Consider the following 22,912-nt stretch of genomic DNA (forward strand, 5'->3'; position numbering starts at 1 on the left):
CCATGACCTCGTGCATTCGCGATTTGTTAAACAACGATGAATTTATTGCTCGCCATATTGGCCCTGATGAATCAGAGCAAGCCAAAATGCTAGCAACAATCGGCATAAACAGCCTTCCAGAACTGATCGAAAAAACAGTCCCTGAAGCCATTCGTCAAGCAAATCTAGACCTTTCAGCCAACCCTGTTAGCGAAAGCGAAGCACTTGTGCAGCTAAAAGCCATCGCCAATCAAAACAAAGTGGCGCGTTCTTTTATCGGCATGGGCTACCATGACACACACGTGCCATCACCTATTCTGCGTAATCTATTAGAAAACCCAGGCTGGTACACAGCGTACACACCTTACCAACCCGAAATTTCTCAAGGTCGCTTGGAAGCTCTATTAAACTTCCAACAAGTCATTATCGACCTGACTGGCATGGAAATATCCAACGCCTCTTTATTGGACGAAGCCACAGCAGCAGCCGAAGCAATGACGCTGATGAAGCGCTCTAACCGTAAGAAGAGCGACAAACTCTTTGTTGCAAGCCACTGCTTGCCACAAACCATTGACGTAGTTAAAACACGTGCCGAGTTACTAGAAATTGAAGTCATCATTGATGACATCGCTAACTTCGCACAACATGATGTGTTTGGCGCCATATTCCAATACCCAGGCATTGACGGCACAGTATCTGATTTGTCACCTATCATTGCGCAAGCTCACGAACAAGGTGCGCTTGTTAGTATTGCTGTTGATCTATTGTCTCTTGTGCTTTTGAAATCACCAGGCGACATGGGGGCCGATATCGTTTTCGGTTCCGCTCAGCGTTTCGGCGTACCGATGGGCTTCGGCGGACCTCACGCAGCCTTCCTAGCCACCAAAGACGCATTCAAGCGTTCTATGCCTGGCCGCGTTATCGGCGTATCAAAGGACAGCCATGGCAAACCAGCACTTCGTATGGCGATGCAAACTCGTGAACAGCACATTCGTCGCGAAAAAGCGACATCAAACATTTGTACCGCTCAAGCATTACTTGCCATGATGGCTGGCTTCTATGCCGTTTACCATGGTCCAGATGGGCTGAAGAAAATCGCCACTCGCGTTGCCGCATTAACACATTGTTTTGCTAACGCCATTCAAAAACAAGGCTTCACAACGAACGCAAGCTACTTTGATACCGTTATCGTTAATACTGGTGAGCAAACCGACATCATCATGGCGAAGGGCGCCGCGAAGTTAATGAACTTCTATAAAGCGTCTGACAGCCAAGTGTCTATCGCACTTAATGAAACCATTACACCAACTGATCTTATCGATTTAGCGGAATGTTTTGGTGCAAAACTATCGTTAGAAGACATCCAAAACACGGAAAGCGCTTATGGTTTTGATGCTGCATTATTGCGTCAAGATGCCATTCTGACTCACCCAGTATTTAATAGTCACCACAGCGAAACCGAACTGATGCGCTACATGCATCAATTGGAAGTGAAAGACATCGCTCTAAATCAAAGTATGATTCCTCTTGGTTCTTGCACCATGAAACTAAACGCAGCATCAGAAATGATTCCAGTTACTTGGGCTGAGTTTGGTCGTATTCACCCGTTCGCACCGAGCAATCAAGTATCAGGCTACGAAGCATTGCTACAAGAACTGATTGATATGCTGTCCAAAGCGACTGGCTATGACACGGTTTCATTGCAACCAAACTCTGGAGCACAAGGTGAATACGCTGGCCTTATTGCCATCGATAAATATCATAAGTCTCGAGGCGATCACGACCGCGATGTTTGTTTGATTCCAAGCTCTGCTCACGGAACAAACCCAGCTTCTGCCGCTCTAGCTGGTATGAAAGTAGTGATTGTCAAATGTGACGATAACGGCAACATTGATCTGGTGGATCTTGCTGAAAAAGCAGAGAAGCACGCTGCGCAACTTAGCTGCATCATGGCAACATACCCGTCTACTCACGGCGTATTTGAAGAACACATTCGCGAAGTTTGCGACATTGTTCACAAATTTGGTGGTCAAGTGTACATTGATGGCGCTAACTTAAACGCATTGGTTGGCGTTGCACCTCCAGGTACATTTGGTGGTGACGTTTCTCACCTTAACCTACACAAAACATTCTGCATTCCACACGGTGGCGGTGGCCCTGGCATGGGCCCTATTGGTGTCAAATCTCACCTTGCGCCTTTCTTGCCGGGACATGCAGTAACACCAGTAATGGGGATGGCTGACCAACACGGCGCCGTATCTGCTGCCCCATACGGAAGTGCAAGCATCCTTGTTATTACTTGGATGTACATCAAAATGATGGGGGACAAAGGCTTACGCGATGCGACCTTTAACGCCATTCTGAATGCCAACTACATCGCTAAACGTTTAGGCGAACATTACCCAGTGCTTTACACTGGTAAAAATGGCACCGTGGCACACGAATGCATTATTGATATTCGCCCACTAAAAGCAGAGTCAGGCATCAGTGAAGAAGACATTGCCAAGCGATTGATGGACTTTGGTTTCCATGCCCCAACCATGTCTTTCCCTGTTGCCGGTACCTTGATGATCGAACCAACAGAGTCTGAAAATCTTGAAGAACTAGACCGTTTCTGCGACTCCATGATTCAGATCCGCAAAGAAATCAGCAAGGTGCAAGCTGGTGAATGGCCTTTAGAAGACAACCCGCTTGTGAATGCCCCACACACAGCAGACAGTCTTTTAGACAGCGAATGGAATCACACCTATTCACGTAAAGAAGGCGCTTATCCTTTAAACTGGATCAAGGCCCGCAAATACTGGCCTCCTGTTGGCCGTATCGACAACGTCTACGGTGACCGCAACCTATTCTGCGAATGCCCACCAATAGACAGCTACGAAGACTAACATCCTCAGTATTTGTTAAAAGTATCAGGAACGACAAGGGTGAATCAGAAATGATTCGCCCTTTTTCTTGGGCGGCGATAAAGAGTTAAGGAGGACGATGCGCCAATAATAAATTCCATAACATTGTTTTCAATATTTATGATTAAAATCAAAAACACTGCCATTCTCAGCTTACTTAAGATATCTCAAATAAAGGCCGCGAAAACACAAGGCTTAACTTAACGCCCTTCCAAGCAAGCTGAAATAATTGTGAAAGGCTTGATTAATACGAAGTCGCTGTTCTCCTTGAGGGTAAAGACCAACCTTTGCCTCTTCTGAATAACGCGTACCTTTAACTAAAAAGGAACTGGTCGGTTTTGCGTCCTCTACGAAGGCCTCAAAGGCGCGCGCTGCCATTTCTTCTGGCTTAGCGTAGTAGATGACTTTTAGCTTTTGATCGGTAAGGCGGGATATTTGAAACATATCACTTGGCTCATCTCCTTGCTCGTTGAGCATAATGGCTTTGAAGCATTCGGCTAATAATAAACTAAGTGGATGAGGTTGTTTGTTACGAGACAATTGTAATTGAGCGCTCTTTAACCAACATACAGAAGCGAAATGAACAGTTGATACATGTAGGAACATTTTTTCTCCCATATAATGGTCGAAGGCGTGAAACCACTCATGGGCAAGACTGCCTGCTCCCGCATTTTTTGCTAAGGACAATTGTCTCGTTGCCGGAACGTAATGAGCCGCAACACCGGGTCTTCCGCCTTTTCCATATTGAAGCCCAAGAGTACCTCGCAAAGAAATTAATACTTCAGGCCCTTGCAGCACAGACATGAGATCCTCTAACGCACGATAGAAATTCACCGCCGCTCGATCTCTTTCCTCTGTCGTCACCCATCGCCCCATTTCAATACCACGAAAATCAAATTGCCGTCGTATCATGACAAAATTAATAGGGGTTTGATTAAAAGACATGCTAACTCTCTAATGGACTCGATTCTAAACAGTAGTAATCTCTATATTGCGTCAAATGTTACGCCAAACTTTCGATTGAACTCGGCTATTTTCGCTCGTCGCATCCTCTTTAAATCTTGCAACTGGCTTATTATTCCATGCTTGGCAATTTTGATACTTTTTGGATCACTATTAGCAACGGCACTTTCTATTTCGAGCTCATATTGATCTAAAAGCGCATCATAATCGTCTTGGTACGCCTCCTCCACCAACGCCAAAGCAACTTGATGCTGATAACTGGACGCCTGCTCGATATGTTTTTGGATGTAAGTCAGTGAATTATCAAAATACAACTGCTTTAGTGTGTCTGTTTGCGAGCCTGCGCTCTTAAGCGTACTTTTCCTATCGTCAGACAACACCCTAGCCTGAAGAACTTCGGCTTCATAGTTAACTCCGCCGGCCTGTGTAAAACCTACAGGCACAGTATTTAGCACAAGAATCGCGGTAAGAGACTGCAACTTCTTAAAGAAAACTTTCTTCATACTTATCTTCTTAATCAATGTCGATGCAACAAAGCCATCACTGCATATTATTAAGATGAAAAAACAAGAACAACACCCTAAGAGCCGTTGCACATTTTAATCACATCTTTACATTCCTAAGCGCTCAGAACACTTACTCTGACAAGACATAACAGCACAGTAGAAATTCAGCTTATAGAGTTTGAATTCGAACCACGGTATTAACCGCAAAAAAAGACCTGCACTTGCAGGCCTTTAACATCAGATATTGGTTAATGATAAATCAAGCCAAAATGCCTGTTAATTTCTCATTCATTAAGGATTGCCACTCTTTATCTAACGGCGCTTCGAACAACATTCGCTCACCATTCAACATGATATCAAGACGGGTTGCGTGCAGACACAAACGTTTAAAGCCAAGCGCTTTGGTCTCTTTTAATGACTCTGCAGGCGAATACTTCTCATCACCTACAATTGGATAGCCAGCATGCAGAGTATGAACACGGATCTGATGTGTTCGACCGGTTACCGGCTCACATTCGACCAAACTATAGCCTTCAAACTGTCGCACCAACTTAAACCGAGTCAAACTTTCCTTTCCATCCGTGTGAACCCTGACAATACGCTCACCGGATTGCAGTTCGTTTTTTAGCAAAGGAGCATTAACCTGCAACTTTCGCTTTGGCCAACTGCCGTAAACCAAAGCAAGATACGTTTTTTGCACACCCTCTTTTTCACGCAATGCGGTATGCAACTCTTTTAGAACCGCACGCTTCTTGGCTATCATAATCAGACCAGAAGTATCACGATCCAATCGATGAACAAGCTCAATGAACTTCTCTAACGGTCGCATTTGGCGAATGACTTCCACCAAACCAAAACTTAGACCGCTGCCGCCATGAACCGCTAACCCAGAAGGCTTATTAACCACGATTAACCCTTTATCCTCATAGACGATGCGTGATTCTATCTCGCTCTTAAGTCTATCTGACAACACGGGTTTATCCGATTCTGGCGCAATTACAATAGGCGCAATACGCACAACATCTTCATTTTGAAGACGATAATCCGGTTTGGTTCGCTTCTTGTTAACACGAATCTCCCCTTTTCTTAATAAGTTGTAAATCTTGCCTTTCGGAACCCCTTTAAGAAAGGTGACCAAAAAATTATCAATTCGCTGACCCGTATTATTCTCGTCAATAGTGACGTAACGAACCGCTGGACGCTCTGCTGAATTTAGTTCTGAGTCCGACATAAGCTAAGATTGGTTTCCTTTATAATTGAAGCACTTAGTTTTTACTGTTATATTCACATTCGCAAAGGGTAAGAGGCAACAAAACACCTCGAAGATAAGATGCAAGAATTGAATGACAATTGCCGAAGCGACACTTTGGCCCCCTATCTTACCTCTGTAACAGTTAATCTTAAATAATAAACCGCATGATTCGGAAAAATCCGCTTCAGTGGAAGGAACTCTCATTAAATTGCTCGACCGCGCGTTCGCGTTGTTTCGTATAAAAGGCAAAAAAACGAGACCGGTTAAAGAGACTATTTGGTATTAATCACGGCAGCGACCGCACAAAAACGTTTAAGTACTAGTAAACGAATCGCGTACTCTTCTCGCCAGAAAAGACTGAATGACTTGCTCTAATTCTGAGTCAGATTTATTAATGGTTACCCTATCACTGTTGTGTCTCTTTCGTTTCAGCGCTAACAGAGTTCACACATATAATGATTAGAATGCTTATCAATGCAACTCAACAAGAAGAGTTGCGCGTTGCCCTAGTAGACGGACAGCGTCTGTACGATCTTGACATCGAGTCCGGTTCACGCGAACAGAAGAAATCAAACATATACAAAGGACGCATCACTCGCATTGAGCCGAGTTTAGAAGCTGCGTTTGTTGATTTCGGCGCAGATCGTCACGGTTTCCTACCACTAAAAGAAATTTCCAAAACCTATTTTTCCAAAAAATCCAATCACGAAGGCCGAATTAACATCAAAGATGTGTTAAGTGAAGGTCAGGAAGTGATTGTTCAAGTGGACAAAGAAGAGCGCGGAAACAAAGGCGCAGCGCTAACCACATTTGTTAGCTTGGCCGGTCGTTATTTGGTTTTAATGCCAAACAACCCACGTGCTGGTGGCATTTCTCGTCGTATCGACGGCGATGACAGATCACACTTAAAAGAAGCTATGTCAGGCTTAAACACTCCAGAAAACGGCGGGCTTATTGTTCGTACCGCGGGTGTTGGCCGTTCAACTGAAGAGCTGCAGTGGGATTTGGACTACCTTGATACTTTGTGGTCTTCAATCACCAAAGCCGCTTCTGAGAAGCCCGCTCCTTTCTTAATTTACCAAGAAAGCAACATCGTCATTCGTGCGATTCGCGATTATCTTCGTGAAGACATTGGCGAAGTGTTGATTGACGAGAAAAGCGCTTACCAAGACGCCATTAACTTTGTTATGCAAGTGATGCCGCACTTTAAGTCACGCATCAAAATGTATACGGATTCTACACCTCTGTTTAACCGTTTCCAGATCGAAACTCAGATAGAAACAGCTTTTCAGCGTGAAGTTCGCCTACCTTCTGGTGGCTCTATCGTTATCGACCCGACAGAAGCCTTAGTGTCTATCGATATCAACTCTGCCCGCGCGACGAAAGGCGGTGATATTGAAGAAACCGCATTGCAAACCAACTTAGAAGCAGCAGATGAAATTGCCCGTCAATTACGCCTACGCGATATTGGTGGTTTGGTCGTAATCGACTTCATCGATATGACGCCAGTGCGCAACCAGAAAGAAGTTGAAAACCGCATGAAAAACGCCTTAGAAGCGGATCGTGCTCGTGTTCAATTAGGCCGCATATCTCGTTTCGGTTTATTAGAAATGTCACGTCAGCGTTTGCGCCCTTCTCTTGGCGAAACCAGCGGTATCGTTTGCCCTCGCTGTAATGGCCAAGGATTCATCCGTGACGTGGAGTCTCTAGCGCTTTCTGTATTGCGTCTTATTGAAGAAGAGTGCTCTAAAGAACGTACCGCTCAGAATCCGTGCTGTTTTACCTGTATCGGTTGCGACCTTCTTGCTAAACGAGAAACGCACCAATATTGCTAAAATTGAGAAACGAAATAACGTTCATATCATCCTTGTGCCAAATCCGCACATGGAAACACCACACTTTGAAGTAGAACGTATTCGTGATGACAGCACTGTTGTTACTCAAAATGAAAACAGCTACACGTTAGTAGAAACACCTGAGCAACCTCCTTACGAACCACGCAAAGCAAGTGAAAATGTTCGCGCTCAAGCTGCTGTGACCAGTATCGCTCCAAAAGCGCCCGCTCCAGAGCATTCTGCTCCGGCCGCGAAGACAGAGAAAAAAGCGCAGGAAAAACCAAGTTTATTCAAGCGCATTATCACCGCTTTGTTTGGTGAAACCCAAAACCAAGCAAAACCAAAAGCTGCGAGCAAACCAAGTCCTAGCACGCCTACAAAATCGGACCGTGACTCTTCCAATAAACCGAATAATCGCACCAATAGAAATAAGCGCAATGTGAGAGCACCAAAATGCCGATCGCGACGACAGCAACAGCAACGAAAAGAACCGCTCAACTCGTCAATCACGACGCGAACAAGCGGAAGCTGGCTCTAAGCCAAATAACAATCGTCGTAATCGCAACAACAAGCAAGACAACCAAGATAATAGAGGCGAAAAGCAAGAAGCGGCTGTAAAAGCCACTCCTCGCCAACCGCAAAAAGAAGTGCCTGAAGTAAAAGAACGTAAGCGAGAGCGAAATGACAATCGTCGTCGCAACGGCAAACTAAAGGACGAAGCGCTAGAAGCAACCAAATTACAAGAGCAAGAAGATGCAGCTCAAGTAGAAGCGGCTCAACAAGCTCTTACTGAGAAAAACGACAACAGTAATGATGAGCCACAGCGCCGTTCACGTCGCTCACGTCGCTCACGTCGTCCTCAAAAAGATGAAAATGGCACGCAACATAGTACTGAATCTGACAACCCTGAGGCACAGCAAGAAGCCGCCAATAATGTCGAAGCAAAAACGAAAGAACCTGTAGTTCAAGCTCAGACAGAAATTGATAAGCCAAACGCTGATAAAACCACTGAAGAGAAAGAAACTACGGCGACCATAGAAACGGCCGAAGCTGTTGAAGCTGTTGAAGCTGTTGAAGCTGTTGAAGCTGTTGAAGCTGAAAAACTAACGACTTCATCAGAAGAGACAACGGAAAAGACACCAAAAGAAGAGACCACTGACACAAAACCAGCGAAACCTAAAATGTCAGTAAAGGCTCAAATGCGCAAAATTGAGCAGGAAAGCCCAAGCTCCGATGATGCAACGAACGCAACAGAAGCACCTAAAGCTGAAGTGGAGCAAAACACAAGTCAAGCGGACACAAAAGCAGACGCTGTGGTTGAAGTAATAGCAGAAGTCGATGAAGCTACTATTGAGCCTCCTAAAGCGACCGAGCCGGTCGCAGTTGAGCAAAAGTCACAAGAAGCAAAGGAAACTGAATCGGCCTCTGACAACAGTACTGATATTGATGCTGATGTAGAAACCCAAAGTGCGCCAACCACAGAAAAGGCAGACGCCATTCCTGAGGAAACCACTCCACGCTCTGGTCGTACTCCACGACGTGGACGCGGCAAACCAGCTGCCAAACCAGCAACAGAGGCAAAAGCACCTGTTGAGCTACCGGCCGCTATTTTGGCACAGCAAGAAAAGCTTCGCCTTGAGCAAGAAGAAAAGCGCAACGCAGCAACATCTCGTCGCCGCTCCTCTTCAGGTCGTGTAAAAAATGACCCAAGACTTGCTCGCACAGAAGAGCACAGTACTGAGTCAACAGAAGCCAACGTGGAATAAGCGCCACTAGCCTCATTGACATACAAAGAGCCCGCACTATGCGGGCTCTTTTGCAAGCAAAGCACTATGAATAACTTAGAATTATTGCTCTAAGTAAAATAACGGACAGGAAACAAATCATGATCATTGATTTTACGCGCTTTAAAGATTGGACTCTTATCGGCGATTTATTTGGTGGAGCGACGACGGCGATCGTCTCGTTGCCTTTAGCGTTGGCTTTTGGTGTTGCATCTGGCGCGGGCGCTGAAGCGGGACTCTGGGGAGCCATTTTAGTTGGCTTATTCGCCGCAATTTTTGGCGGTTCAACCAGCCTTATCTCTGAACCAACTGGCCCGATGACAGTAATCATGACAGCCGTTCTCACCAGCATGATGGCAAGCAACCCTGAAGGTGGCGTAGCCATGGCGTTTACCGTGGTAATGATTGCTGGCTTATTTCAAATTACATTGGGTTATTTAAAGCTAGGAAAATACATCACGCTTATGCCATACAGTGTCATTTCAGGCTTTATGTCCGGCATTGGTATCATCCTTATTATCTTGCAAATTGCCCCTTTCCTGGGGCACACCTCTCCTTCTGGCGGCGTGATGGGGACACTGACAGCCTTACCCAGTCTCATTCTTGATCTTAAGTTTTCTGAATTATTTTTAGGCCTACTAACCTTAGCGGTACTTTTTTACCTGCCTAAAGAGTGGCGCCGCTTTGTGCCACCTCAACTTGTTGCCTTAGTTGCCATTACATTACTGTCTGTCATTTTATTTAACGATTCAGATGTGAGACGCATTGGCGTTATCCCCTCTGGCTTACCTTCCATTCATTGGCCCCATTTCAATCAAAGCGCGTTTATTGAAATGATTATTAATGGATTAGTATTAGGTACATTAGGTTGTATTGACACATTACTCACTGCCGTTATTGCTGACAGCCTCACCCGCAAAGAACACGATTCAAACAGAGAGTTAATTGGCCAAGGTCTTGCTAACTTTTTTCTGGCCTACTTGGCGGCTTACCCGGTGCCGGAGCCACAATGGGAACCGTCGTCAATATACAGTCTGGTGGAAAATCACCACTGGCCGGCATAACAAGAGCATTCATTCTGTTGTTGGTTGTGCTTGGAGCATCAGAATTGATAAGCCCTATTCCTATGGCTGTTCTTGCTGGTATCGCATTGTATGTGGGAATTAATATTCTAGATTGGAGCTTTTTGAAGCGCGCTCATAAAGTCGCCCTTTCGCCAACAATCATTATGTATGGCGTTATGACTTTAACAGTATTTGTTGATTTAATGGTCGCGGTAGGTATTGGCGTTTTTATCGCCAACATCATGACAATTGAAAAACTTAGCCGATTGCAATCAGGCAATGTAAAAGCAATAAGTGATGCCGACGACGATATTCCGCTATCCGAAGAAGAAAAAGCACTGTTGGATCAGGCGGACGGAAAAGTATTACTTTTCTATTTATCAGGACCTATGATTTTTGGCGCCAGCAAAGCCATTGCAAAACATCACAACCGCATACACAACTACAAGGCTGTAGTGCTTGATTTGAGCGCCGTTCCAATGATGGACTTGACCATTGGCCTTGCATTAGAAAACGCAATAAAAGACGCAATAGAAGCAGATTGTGCCGTTTATATCTTTAGCCCTAACGGACAAACAAGTGAGCGGCTTGAGAAATTAGGTGTTGCAAATCGATTGCCTCATGATGCGTTCTGCGATTCTCGAAAATCTGCCTTGGCCCTTGCTGTTAAAAACTTGCCAACCGTATGAATACCCATTTCCAATAGACCAAAAAAAGCCGCTTTAAAAGCGGCTTTTTATTAACACTATGCTGTTACATGTTTATCAAAGTGATAAGCGTCTAACATCACTTAACAAAGCGTTCAAATAGGTCATAAAGCGACCCGCATCACCGCCATTAACGGCTCTGTGATCATAAGACAAGCACAATGGTAACATTGTACGAGGCTCAAACTCTTTGCCGTTCCAACGCGGTTCAACATCCGCTTTAGAAACACCCAATATGCCAACTTCAGGACAGTTAACGATTGGAGTGAATCCAGTACCGCCGATTGCACCAAGGCTAGAGATAGTGAAACAACCACCTTGCATATCAGCCGGCTTAAGCTGCTTGTCCAGTGCTTTCTTGATCAACTCACCCGCTTCTTTTGCGATCTGGATAACAGATTTTTTATCTGCATCACGCAAAACAGGAACCACCAAGCCAGCAGGAGAATCCACAGCAATACCAATGTGAACATAATGCTTCTGAACGTAGCTTTCGCCATCGGCCATTAGCGACACATTGAAGCTTGGATTCGCTACCATAGCTTGTGCAACGGCTTTAATCAGGAACGGAAGTGGCGTCAATTTAACACCTTGCTTTTCCATCTCGCCTTTCAAGCCCTTACGGAATGCTTCAAGATCAGAAATATCCGCTTTATCGAACTGAGTAACTTGAGGCACAACAAGCGCATTACGCACCATGTTCTGAGCAGTAAGACGCTGAATTTTACTCATCTTAACAACGTCAACATCGCCGAACTTGCTAAAGTCTTGATCTGGAACCGTTGGCAAGCCTGAACCGACAGCAACGCCTGCCGCAGGAGCCGATGTCGCTTTTTGTACAGCGGCTTTTACGTAGGCATGCAAGTCTTCTTTCGTAATACGACCACGTGGACCAGTAGGACGAACAAGTGACAAATCCACACCCAATTCACGAGCAAGCATACGAACCGCAGGGCCTGCATGAACTTTCTTTGAAGGCTCAGTCAAAACAGCAGATTGGTCAGCCGCTGGCGCCGATGCTTTCGCTGGAGCCGCTTTTGGAGCACTGGCCGACGCCACTTTTTCTTCCGCTGGAGCCGGAGCAGCAACAGGTGCTGAACCACCCTCAACTTCAAGCTCAAGAATAAGGTGCCCTTCGGAAACCTTATCACCAACACTGATAGACACAGACTTCACAGTACCTGACTTCGGTGCAGGAATCTCCATGGAAGCCTTGTCAGTTTCAAGTACGATAATGGAATCGCCTTCTTTTACAGTGTCGCCAGCAGCCACAGCGACCTCAATCACTTCAACGCCTTCGGCACCACCAATATCCGGCACATTAACAGATTCAACACCACCAGAAACAACTGCGGCTGGAGTCTGCTCTGCTGCTGGAGTAGATGCTGATTTTTCTGTCTCAGAAGACGCAGCAGAATCAGCTGCCTCGGTCACCATCACAAGAATGTCTGCACCCTCGGATACCGTATCACCTACTTTGATCGAGATTTTTCCAATCTTACCACTGAAAGGAGACGGTATATCCATAGACGCCTTATCTGTTTCCAGTACGATTAAAGAGTCACCCTCTTCAACCATGTCACCTTCGGAAACGCACACTTCAATTACTTCAACGTCAGCGGCGCCACCAATGTCTGGAACAATCACTTTCTCTTCCGCCGCAACGGAAGCAGATGAAGATGAATTTTCTGTTTTAGCTGATGCAGGTTCAGCCGCTTTCGCAGGCTCAGAAGCCGGAGCAGACACTTCTGCACTTTCAACTTCAATAACAAGAAGTTCATCGCCTTCAGAAACTTTATCGCCTTCTTTAACAGTAATGCTTGTTACTTTGCCTGCCATAGAGGATGGAACATCCATGGACGCTTTATCTGTTTCTAAAACAATAATAGATTGGTCCACTTCAATAATGTCACCAACCTTTACACTGATCTCGATAATTTCGACATCAGCCGCACCACCAATATCCGGTACTCGAATGATTTCAGTACTCACAGAAATCTCCTTTGTCTTATAGACGCATCAAACTTAAAAACTTATCTGACTTAAAGAGCTTTCACTCCGTAAGTCAGATACCTAGCTTCTCAGGTAATTAGCAAGTTACCGGATTTGGTTTTTCAGGATCTAAACCAAACTTAGCAATCGCCCCACTAACTACAGATGCATCAACCACACCGTCTTTTGCCAGTGCGCTCAAGGCAGAAACCACTATCCAGTAACGGTTAACCTCGAAGAAATGACGCAATTGAGCGCGAGTGTCACTGCGACCAAAACCATCAGTACCTAGCACATTGTAGGTGCTATTCACGAACGGTCGGATTTGATCTGCAAATAACTTGATATGGTCAGTTGACGCAATAACTGGACCATTTCCATTCAAGCAAGACTCAACATAAGACAAGCGAGCTTCTTGTTCAGGGTGTAGCATGTTCCAACGACTTGCATCTAGACCTTCACGACGCAATTCGTTGAAAGAAGTGACACTCCAAACATCCGAGTTAACACCATAGTCGTTAAACAGCATTTCAGCAGCCGCTTCCACTTCACGAAGAATGACACCAGAACCAAGCAGTTGAACTTGCTTTTTATTGGTTTTCTTAGCGTGAGATTTCAGCTTATACATACCCTTAATAATGCCGTCTTCAACACCTTCTGGCATATCTTCGTGTGTATAGTTTTCGTTCATTACGGTTAGGTAATAGAAAACACTTTCTTTCTCTTTATACATGCGACGCAAGCCATCTTGCATGATGACGGCAACTTCGTATGAATAAGTTGGATCATAAGACACACAGTTAGGAATAAGTCCCGCCTGAATGTGAGAATGACCATCTTCGTGTTGCAAACCTTCACCGTTAAGCGTCGTACGACCTGCTGTAGCACCAATCAAGAAACCACGAGCCTGTGAATCACCTGCCGCCCAAGCCAAGTCCCCAATACGTTGGAAACCAAACATGGAGTAATAGATGTAAACAGGAATCATTGGTAGAGCGCTGTTTGCATAAGATGTAGCCAATGCCAACCAAGCTGAGAATGCACCTGGCTCATTGATACCTTCTTGCAAAATTTGACCGTCAGCAGACTCTTTGTAGTACATAATCTGAGTATGGTCGTGAGGCGTATAACGCTGACCTTCAGAAGAGTAAATACCCAGCTGACGGAACATGCCTTCCATACCAAATGTACGAGCTTCGTCCGCTACAATTGGAACCACACGTTCGCCAATTTTCTTGTCTTTAACCATAACGTTTAGTGCACGCACAAACGCCATAGTAGTCGAAATTTCACGTCCATTTGTTCCCGCGATTTGAGCTTTAAATGCTTCCAAAGAAGGCACTTCAAGCGCTTCACAATCATGGTTACGAATAGGGAAAGCACCATGCAATTCTTTGCGACGAGAACGCATGTATTGCATTTCAGGGCTGTCTTCAGCAGGCTTGTAATAAGGCAAGTCTTTTAGCTCTTCATCGCTAATAGGAATGCCAAATTTGTCACGGAACTGTGCAAGCGATTCTTCATCAAGCTTCTTCGTTTGGTGCGCCGTGTTCTGCGCTTCAGCCGCTTTAAACATGCCGTAACCTTTAACGGTTTGCGCCAAGATAACGGTCGGCTGACCTTTGTGTGAAGTCGCTTCGGAATACGCTGCGTAAACTTTATAAGGATCATGCCCACCACGATTAAGATTCATAATCTCATCGTCAGTCATGTCTTTAACCATTTCTAGCAATTCTGGATACTTGCCGAAGAAATGTTCACGAGTGTAAGCACCACCGTTTGCCTTGTAATTCTGAAGCTCACCATCGCAAACCTCATTCATACGTTTAACAAGCAAACCGTTGTGGTCTTTTGCGAAAAGAGGATCCCAATGACGACCCCATAGACACTTAATGACATTCCAGCCAGCGCCACGGAATACACCTTCAAGCTCCTGAACAATTTTGCTGTTACCACGAACAGGACCGTCAAGGCGCTGCAGGTTACAGTTGATCACGAAAATAAGGTTGTCTAGGTTTTCACGCCCCGCAAGTGCGATTGCACCCAAAGATTCTGGCTCATCACATTCACCATCACCAAGGAAAGCCCATACTTTACGGTCGCCTTGATCAATAAGACCACGACTATGCTGGTACTTCATTACGTGTGCTTGGTAGATAGCCTGTAATGGCCCAAGACCCATAGACACAGTAGGAAACTGCCAGTAATCCGGCATCAACCAAGGGTGCGGATAAGAAGAAATGCCTTTACCGTCAACTTCACGACGGAAATTGTCAAGCTGCTCATCAGTCAAACGCCCTTCAATGTATGAACGTGCGTAAATACCAGGAGAGATATGACCTTGGAAAAAGACCATATCGGCTTGTTGTTTACCGTCATTACCACGGAAAAAGTGGTTAAAGCCGATATCATAAAGCGTAGCCGCAGAAGAGAAGCTAGTAATGTGCCCACCAAGTGTTGAGTCAACACGGTTTGCCTTCATTACCATAGCTAATGCATTCCAACGAATTATAGAACGAATACGACGTTCCATAAAAACATCACCCGGCAATGGCTTCTCATCTTCAGGAGCAATTGTATTCCGGTATGCCGTCGTGATAGACGATGGCAATGACGTTCCCGCTTTTGAAGCTTCATTCGTCAAACGATTTAAAATGTATTGCGCGCGATCAGGACCTTCTTCGCGAAGGACAGACTCAAGCGCATCGACCCACTCTTTCGTTTCAATTGGATCGATGTCTTCGAGAATATGCTGCTCAGTCATCGTGTTAATAACTCCCGCTATTAGAACAGATACTTAACCTTCCAAGGACAATCTATGTATGTAAGCCTTGGAGGCTACTTAAACGAACCATCGGAACTTATATGAATAGCCATAAATAAGTTCCAGCCGACTTCGGATAAAACGACACCCTATTTGATTGCGCTAAAGCGTCGTTTGTATCCGTTCCAATGGCAATTATTATTGTTTTAATTTTATTTCCATTGTATCGACCACTAGTGTACCTAGTCGGATCGCTTCCATTTTGGGTTTGGTTCATCAAACCCAACATTAAGTTTCTACATGCAAATAGCCTTACTAAGTGCACATAAAAATTCAAAACTTTTTACTTAGATAAGTAAGAGAACATTCTTTAAATGCGTCTGCACTTCAGATCTTTTACCAAAACCTTACCTTTCGATAGGCTTTCTTCTATTTCAGAAGTGTCTAATTCGGGCGTAAGATTAACACCTAATCAAGAGATCGCCTAGCCACTCACATCAAGATTGAATAATTCAACCACCCTTGCCCCCGGGTTTTCGAACAAAAAACAGACAAAAAACAGATAGAAATCTTGTCAAAACCCCTAAACTCCCCACTTAGAGACCAAAATTCACCAGCAACATGAAGTGTATAAATTGTGTGAATCTTGCGCATTTTCAATACCTAAGACAATAAACAACAGGCAACACATAGCTCAAAGACGGCCTTTTAGTTATAACAGCCCTCACTAAGGGTATCGAACAGCAGCCTCATGACAGTCATCATTGCATCGCTTGGACAAACCATTCAATCAGCTCAATGCAACATTTTGATCCGCCTCAGTAAAAGACCTCTTAAATCAATCAATATCGATAAATCAACACTGACGCATTACCAATATAACGCTACAATAGTGATTTAATTTCATGCGACAAACTTAGGATAGTACATGACTCTTTTGAGCGCCCCATTAACTAAACATATCCAATCTCAAGTTGCTTTTGCCTTAGAAGAAGACATCGACTCGGGCGACATTACCGCTCAGTTGATTCCTGATGAGCAAACAATTAAAGCCACCGTTATCAGCCGAGAGCCTGCCATTTTGTGTGGTCAGGCTTGGGTTAATGAGGTTTTCGCTCAATTAGGTAATAAGGTGTCCTTAAAATGGCACAACCAAGATGGCGATGAATTAACGATAAATCAGCCATTCCTAACCATTGAAGGTCATGCCAGAACAATTTTAACCGGCGAACGTACCGCTTTAAATTTTTTACAAACGCTGTCCTATACCGCCACCGTCACGAAAGAATACAGCGACATTGTTCAAAATACCCAACTGACTATCTTGGATACACGAAAAACTCTACCAGGCATGCGCCAAGCGCAAAAATACGCTGTGACCGTGGGGGTGGGAAAAATCATCGAATGGGTTTGTTTGATGCGTTTCTTATAAAAGAGAATCACATTATGGCAGCCGGATCTATTGCCAATGCGGTGACAATGGCACAGAAAATCGCACCAGGTAAAATCATCGAAGTTGAGACAGAAAACCTTGAAGAAGTAACGATGGCGGTACACGCAGGAGCCGACATAATAATGCTCGATAACTTTTCCTATGAAGACATGAGCACTGCGGTGTCAAGCTTCAAAGGCCAAGTAAAGTTCGAAGCATCCGGCAATATGGATAAAGAACGCCTATTAAGAGTCGCCCAAACAGGGGTTGATTTTGTCTCTATTGGAGCATTAACAAAACATGTTCAAGCAATAGACTTATCCTTACGCGTAATACAGGAATAAACATGAACGATAGTATTTTAGTTATTAACTGCGGAAGTTCTTCGTTAAAGTTCGCCATCTTAGCTAACGCAGGTCAAGAGACGCTTGTCGAAGGCATCGCTGATCGTTTAGGAACCGATGAGAGCAACATCACGTTCAAATTTGAAGGGACGAAGAATACGCTTACACTCGAAGATGGCAGCCACAAAAACGCCGTTACGCACATCAAAGAGTGGCTAAATGAGCGCCCATCTATCGAGCAAACGCTTGTTGGTATTGGGCATAGGGTTGTTCATGGTGGCGAAACCTTTGGCACGTCCGTATTAATAAACCAAGAAGTATTAGACGGCATTAAAGAGTGCGCGCAATTCGCCCCGCTTCACAATCCAGCGCACGCAAAAGGCATAGAGGTCGCGTTTGAATTATTCCCAGGACTTCCACAAGCTGCTGTATTTGATACTGCCTTTCACCAAACATTGGCGCCAGAGCAATACCTTTACCCGATCCCAATGCACTTCTACCGAGAACATCACTTCCGTAAATATGGCTTCCATGGCACCAGTTACCGATACATAAGCCAACGTTTAGCGCAAATAGTACCTGGCAGTGATCAGCAAGGTGTTCTTGTCGCTCACCTAGGAAATGGCGCCAGCACTTGCGCTATCAACAAAGGACAATCTTCAGATACCAGCATGGGAATTACGCCGTTAGAAGGTTTGATGATGGGGACTCGTTCAGGCAGCCTAGACCCTAGTCTGCTTTCTTTTATTAGCCAAGCTGAAAACATTTCGGCTGATGCTGCGCTCGATATTCTGAACAAAAAAAGCGGCTTATTGGGCGTGTCCGAAATATCCAACGATTGCAGAACGCTTGAAGACGCCATGATGTCTGGCGACCAAAGAGCCAAACTGGCTTTAGATATGTTCGCAGCTCGCACAGCAAAACATTTAGCGAGCGTTGCCACCACGCTAGACAGCATAGACCACCTTGTTTTTACTGGCGGCATTGGTGAAAACTCGGGCTATTTGCGCCAGAGTATTTGCGATCATTTGAAAGCGCTCAATATCCGTATAGACTCAAATAAAAATGAGCAAGCTCCTCGAGGCGAAACACTGAACATACATTCAGAAAACAGCGGTACAGATGTGTGGATTATTCCGACTAACGAAGAGCTTATGATCGCGCTTGATACCATCAGTTTAATTAAGCATTGATTGAAACCACACCCCCAATAATGGACTACTTTAGGATTCATCAACTATGTCAATAAATGTTCTCATGACCGTCCCGACAGGCCCTGGAGTCGGTTTAACATCCGTTTCGGTTGGCCTTGTACGCGCGCTTGAACAGCAAGGTTTAAAAGCCAGCTTTTTTAAACCTATTGCGCAACCACAACCTGGAGACAAAGGGCCAGATAAATCCACTGCGATGGTTGCCCAAGGTTCCACACTGACCCCTGCAGAACCCATTCCTCTTCATGAAGCAGAGCGTTATTTATACAACGACAACATCGACGAACTAATGGAAGAAATCGTTGGTCGCTTCCAAGCGAGTGTAGAACCGGATTCCACCGTCATTGTTGAAGGTCTTGCGCAAATAGCAGGACACCCTTACGCAACGAGACTCAACAAAGCCATTGCCAGAACCCTTGATGCGGGACTGGTGCTCGTCACAGCACCGAATAACATGCGAGTTAATGAGCTAGAACATCATGTAGAGATCGCAGCGGGGTCCTATGGTGGCATCAAAGCCAACGATGTGATTGGTTGTATTCTTAATAAGACAACGCCAGGCTCTTTAGGGGTGAAATCTTACGGAGACTTATTCGCTCAACGAGGCATATTTAAACGCAATTTTAGCCTGCTAGGGCAAATCCCAAAAGCGGATGAATTAACTTACCCACGGGTAAAAGACGTTGCAGATTTTCTTGGCGCTCGGATTATTAATGCTGGCGAAATTGAATCTCGCCGCGTGCAATCCTATACGCTGTGCGCACGTGGTGTAGAAAACATGTTGGAAGCGTTGCGACCTGGAGTCTTAGTTTTCACACCCGGTGATCGTACAGACATCATCATGGCGACCGCCATTGCAGCATTGAATGACATAAAAATTGCCGCCTTGGTAGTAACTGGCGGTTATCAACCAAGCGAAGCATTGATGGAATTGTGCGGAAAAGCCATGGCAAAAGGCCTTCCGGTTCTTTCCGTTGAATCTAATAGCTGGGAAACCGTTATCAATATGCAGTCCTTTAACCAAGAGATTCCTCTTGATGATAAAGAACGTGTTTTGATGGTAAAAGAACACATTGCTCGATGCATCGACCATGACTGGATCAACTCTTTTGCCTTGAACCAAGAAGAAAGAAAGCTCTCCCCTCCGGCATTTCGATTTCGCTTGATTGAGCTTGCTCGCTCGTTAAACAAGCGCATCATTTTGCCAGAAGGCGAAGAGATTCGTACCATTCAAGCCGCCTCTATTTGCGCTGAACGCGGTATTGCCCGTTGCACTTTATTGGGTAACGAAACAGAGATTCTGCGAATTGCTCAAAATAATGGCATAGAACTCAGCCATGGTGTCGAAATACTTGATCCAGCCAGCATTCGTGAACGCTACGTTGCTCCGATGGTGGAACTAAGAAAAGGTCGAGGGCTGACTGATATTGTTGCTCGCGAACAACTGGAAGACAATGTGGTTTTAGGCACCATGATGTTACAAGTCGGCGATGTAGACGGCCTAGTATCAGGCGCCGTTCATACGACAGCAAACACCATCCGTCCGGCTTTACAATTGATTAAAACATCCGCAAATGCCAGTCTTGTGTCTTCTGTTTTCTTTATGTGTTTACCAGATCAAGTATTGGTTTATGGTGATTGTGCTATCAACCCTGATCCAACGGCAGAGCAGCTTGCTGAAATAGCCATTCAAAGCGCAGACTCTGCTGCCGCATTTGGCATTACCCCTAAAGTGGCGATGATCAGCTACAGCACAGGGGGCTCTGGCACAGGCAATGATGTTGATAAAGTTCGTGAGGCCACAGCCTTAGCGCAAAACCTGCGCCCAGATTTACTTATTGATGGCCCGTTACAGTATGACGCTGCGATCATGGAAAAAGTGGCCAAGCAAAAAGCGCCTAATAGCAAGGTAGCCGGCAAAGCAACCGTGTTTATTTTCCCAGATTTAAATACTGGCAATACAACCTATAAAGCCGTTCAACGAAGTGCTGATGTGGTAAGTATTGGCCCAATGCTACAAGGCATCCGCAAGCCCGTAAACGATTTATCTCGCGGCGCCTTAGTGGATGACATTGTGTACACCATTGCGATAACCGCCATTCAAGCAGGACAAATTAACAATTCCTAAGTGTTTCTAAAATGTCCGTTATGACAAAAGCCATGCTGGAGCCACGATATAGGTTATCGCCTCAGCATGGCTTTTTTTATGCAATAGTGGACAGAATTCGCTTAGCCTATTACTCTTTACTCATCTTCATTTATCGGGTGATCCTTATGTCTGGTAGCCTTCCCCATTCCATTGCTCTTTCAGGCCACACGCTAAGTACTAATATCACGCCTGGATACACAACATTTGACGTTCGCTCAGATGAAGATACCAATATGACCGCATTAAATGCACGCAATGCCAAAGCCTCCAGCGATCTAATCGTGACTATTTCCGAACAGGGGCAAGCATTGTCTCAACGCAACCATAAAGTTGCAGATGAGATCAGAGAAGAACAAAACGAAGATGATTCACTCATAGAAGAAGAATTTATCGAAGATTACCTAGAACCCATTGTTCAGGCTTCCCCAAAAGACAATAAAACACACTCTTACCAAGAAAAAACACCAACAGGAGACTTTCTAGATCAGATCGTTTAGGCTATAAACACATACACAGTATTAGCAGGACGCCAATACAAGCCCTCTTCAAGGAGTGAAGAATGCGACTTTCCCGTCAAACCAGTCAAGGTTTTACGTTATTAGAGCTAATGGTTGTTATTGCCATTATTTCTATACTAGCCAGCTTATCAGCACCCACTTTCACACGGCAAATCGCCAAAGCAAAGCTGATAGAAGCACAAAACCTGATCACCCAACATCAATCATTGGTGGAAGAATTCATCTTATTAGAAGGCACGTTTCCAACTGATGCTGAATTCACTCAGATAAAGCAGCCCCTATTATCAGACTCTATTGCCAAATCCATAACGATAGAAAGCTCTGATGCAACGACAGGCAGTATTGTCATCAAGCTAAATAACAGCACCGGCATTACAGAAAACCAATACCTAAAGTATTCAAGAGATGAAAATAGGCAATGGTCTTGCACATCTGATTTGGAAGCAAAACTGCTACCGCTACAATGTAATAGCACTGCCGGAGATGAAGAGTGACTTTAGAAGAAATCATTTCCAACGCCGTAAATCACCACGCCACAGACATACATTTTGAGGTCTCTAATCAAGGCATTCAAATTTATCAACGCAGTTATGGATTGCTAAATAAAACTTTAGACTTGCCACCTGGAGCAAACTTGATCAATCGCATAAAAATGCGAGCGAATTTAGATTTATCTGAGACAAGGAGAACTCAAGAAGGACAGTTTCTATTCCAAGAGAGGCACAGAAACACCTTCATCCGAGTCAGTATTATTTCAACCGTTAAAGGTGAGAAAGTCGCACTAAGGCTACTGCCTGAAAAAAATCGGCTCGCTCTGGACAAAATCGGAATACAACCATCATTACAAACCACACTAGCAAACACTTTACGCCAGCCTAGTGGGTTAATTTTAGTCTGCGGTGCGACAGGTGCGGGAAAAAGTACGACGCTTTATTCCTGCCTCGACGAATTGAATACTGGACAAAAAACCATTTTTACCATTGAAGATCCTGTTGAGTATGAAATTCAAGGTTTATTCCAATGCGAACCCAATCCTGCCATAGGCTTGGACTCAGCGGCTCTACTAAAATCTTTCTTAAGACAAGACCCTGACGTTATTATGGTGGGAGAAGTCAGAGACGCGGTGACCGCAAATCTTGCCGTCAACGCCGCGCTAACAGGACACCTTGTACTAGCAACACTCCATACAAACTCTGCGCTAGATGCCATGCATCGTTGCCATGGCTGGCAAGTGGATTTTTTCTCATTGGCAAGCTCCTTAAAGCTCATAATTCACCAATCGATGCAGTACAAATCATCGTCCCAACATCCTATTTTTAATGGGCTTCAGCCACAGTGGCGTGACTTTCTACCACAAGATTATGATTCGCTTATTGCTACACCGTCTTTATGGAAAGCGTTTTCACATCAACAGCACGAGACATCACATGCCATGGTTTAAGATTAAACACCTAGACGGCAACATTGATTATAAGTATGAGCAATCTAAAAACAGGCTTCTATTTC

12 protein-coding genes and 3 pseudogenes are annotated in these 22,912 nt (G+C 44.8%); 10 read left to right on the forward strand and 5 right to left on the reverse strand.

The features are described 5' to 3' along the window. Positions 1–2 precede the first annotated feature (2 nt). Positions 3–2,867, forward strand: a complete 2,865-nt coding sequence (gcvP, locus tag N5P32_RS04385) for an aminomethyl-transferring glycine dehydrogenase (protein WP_265727943.1) — start codon at positions 3–5, stop codon at positions 2,865–2,867. A gap of 213 nt (positions 2,868–3,080) precedes the next feature. Here gcvP and N5P32_RS04390 read toward each other — a convergent pair whose 3' ends face one another. The 3 genes from N5P32_RS04390 to rluC form a co-directional block, all read right to left on the reverse strand. After that, positions 3,081–3,830, reverse strand: a complete 750-nt coding sequence (locus N5P32_RS04390) for a CLCA_X family protein (RefSeq protein ID WP_265727944.1) — start codon at positions 3,828–3,830, stop codon at positions 3,081–3,083. Between the two features lie 41 nt (positions 3,831–3,871). Beyond that, positions 3,872–4,351, reverse strand: a complete 480-nt coding sequence (locus N5P32_RS04395) for a hypothetical protein (protein ID WP_265727945.1) — start codon at positions 4,349–4,351, stop codon at positions 3,872–3,874. Positions 4,352–4,613: 262 nt separating this feature from the next. Then, a complete protein-coding gene (gene rluC / locus N5P32_RS04400) occupies positions 4,614–5,585 on the reverse strand; it encodes a 23S rRNA pseudouridine(955/2504/2580) synthase RluC (protein WP_265727946.1) in 972 nt (323 codons plus the stop codon). A gap of 476 nt (positions 5,586–6,061) precedes the next feature. Between rluC and rne the strand changes: the two are divergent. From rne to N5P32_RS18335, 3 genes and pseudogenes are all read left to right on the forward strand, one after another. After that, positions 6,062–9,207 (forward strand): annotated as a pseudogene (rne, locus tag N5P32_RS18150) (ribonuclease E). A 119-nt stretch (positions 9,208–9,326) separates the two neighbouring features. Beyond that, positions 9,327–10,399, forward strand: a pseudogene (locus tag N5P32_RS18330) (SulP family inorganic anion transporter); the annotation flags it as partial. A 279-nt stretch (positions 10,400–10,678) separates the two neighbouring features. Then, entirely contained in the window at positions 10,679–10,978 is a 300-nt protein-coding gene (locus tag N5P32_RS18335) for a sodium-independent anion transporter (protein WP_265727997.1), read from the forward strand. Between the two features lie 75 nt (positions 10,979–11,053). On the opposite strand, the gene aceF is transcribed toward N5P32_RS18335, so the two are convergent. Together aceF and aceE are read right to left on the reverse strand one after the other, a co-directional pair. Further along, positions 11,054–12,988 (reverse strand): dihydrolipoyllysine-residue acetyltransferase, encoded by a 1,935-nt coding sequence (gene aceF, locus N5P32_RS04420; RefSeq protein ID WP_265727947.1) that lies wholly within the window; start codon positions 12,986–12,988, stop codon positions 11,054–11,056. 97 nt (positions 12,989–13,085) lie between these two features. Continuing rightward, positions 13,086–15,752 carry a pyruvate dehydrogenase (acetyl-transferring), homodimeric type gene (gene aceE, locus N5P32_RS04425; RefSeq protein ID WP_265727948.1) on the reverse strand — a complete coding sequence of 889 codons (2,667 nt, stop codon included), beginning with the start codon at positions 15,750–15,752 and terminating at the stop codon, positions 13,086–13,088. A gap of 928 nt (positions 15,753–16,680) precedes the next feature. On the opposite strand from aceE, the pseudogene nadC reads away from it, so the two are divergent. From nadC to N5P32_RS04455, 6 genes and pseudogenes are all read left to right on the forward strand, one after another. Next, positions 16,681–17,528, forward strand: a pseudogene (nadC, locus tag N5P32_RS04430) (carboxylating nicotinate-nucleotide diphosphorylase). A 2-nt stretch (positions 17,529–17,530) separates the two neighbouring features. After that, the gene (locus N5P32_RS04435; RefSeq protein WP_265727949.1) at positions 17,531–18,721 is read left to right on the forward strand and encodes an acetate/propionate family kinase; all 1,191 of its coding nucleotides are present in this window, start codon (positions 17,531–17,533) and stop codon (positions 18,719–18,721) included. Positions 18,722–18,767: 46 nt separating this feature from the next. Beyond that, positions 18,768–20,867 carry a phosphate acetyltransferase gene (gene pta / locus N5P32_RS04440; protein WP_265727950.1) on the forward strand — a complete coding sequence of 700 codons (2,100 nt, stop codon included), beginning with the start codon at positions 18,768–18,770 and terminating at the stop codon, positions 20,865–20,867. A gap of 11 nt (positions 20,868–20,878) precedes the next feature. Further along, positions 20,879–21,385, forward strand: coding sequence for a hypothetical protein (locus N5P32_RS04445; RefSeq protein WP_265727951.1), 507 nt, complete (start codon positions 20,879–20,881; stop codon positions 21,383–21,385). 62 nt (positions 21,386–21,447) lie between these two features. Then, positions 21,448–21,900, forward strand: coding sequence for a pilin (locus N5P32_RS04450; RefSeq protein ID WP_265727952.1), 453 nt, complete (start codon positions 21,448–21,450; stop codon positions 21,898–21,900). Continuing rightward, the gene (locus tag N5P32_RS04455) at positions 21,897–22,847 is read left to right on the forward strand and encodes a GspE/PulE family protein (protein ID WP_265727953.1); all 951 of its coding nucleotides are present in this window, start codon (positions 21,897–21,899) and stop codon (positions 22,845–22,847) included. The genes N5P32_RS04450 and N5P32_RS04455 overlap by 4 nt, the downstream gene beginning before the upstream one ends. The last annotated feature ends 65 nt before the right edge of the window (positions 22,848–22,912 follow it).

Origin of the sequence: Marinomonas pontica, assembly GCF_026191375.1 — a bacterium.
Taxonomy (GTDB): Bacteria; Pseudomonadota; Gammaproteobacteria; order Pseudomonadales; family Marinomonadaceae; genus Marinomonas; species Marinomonas pontica.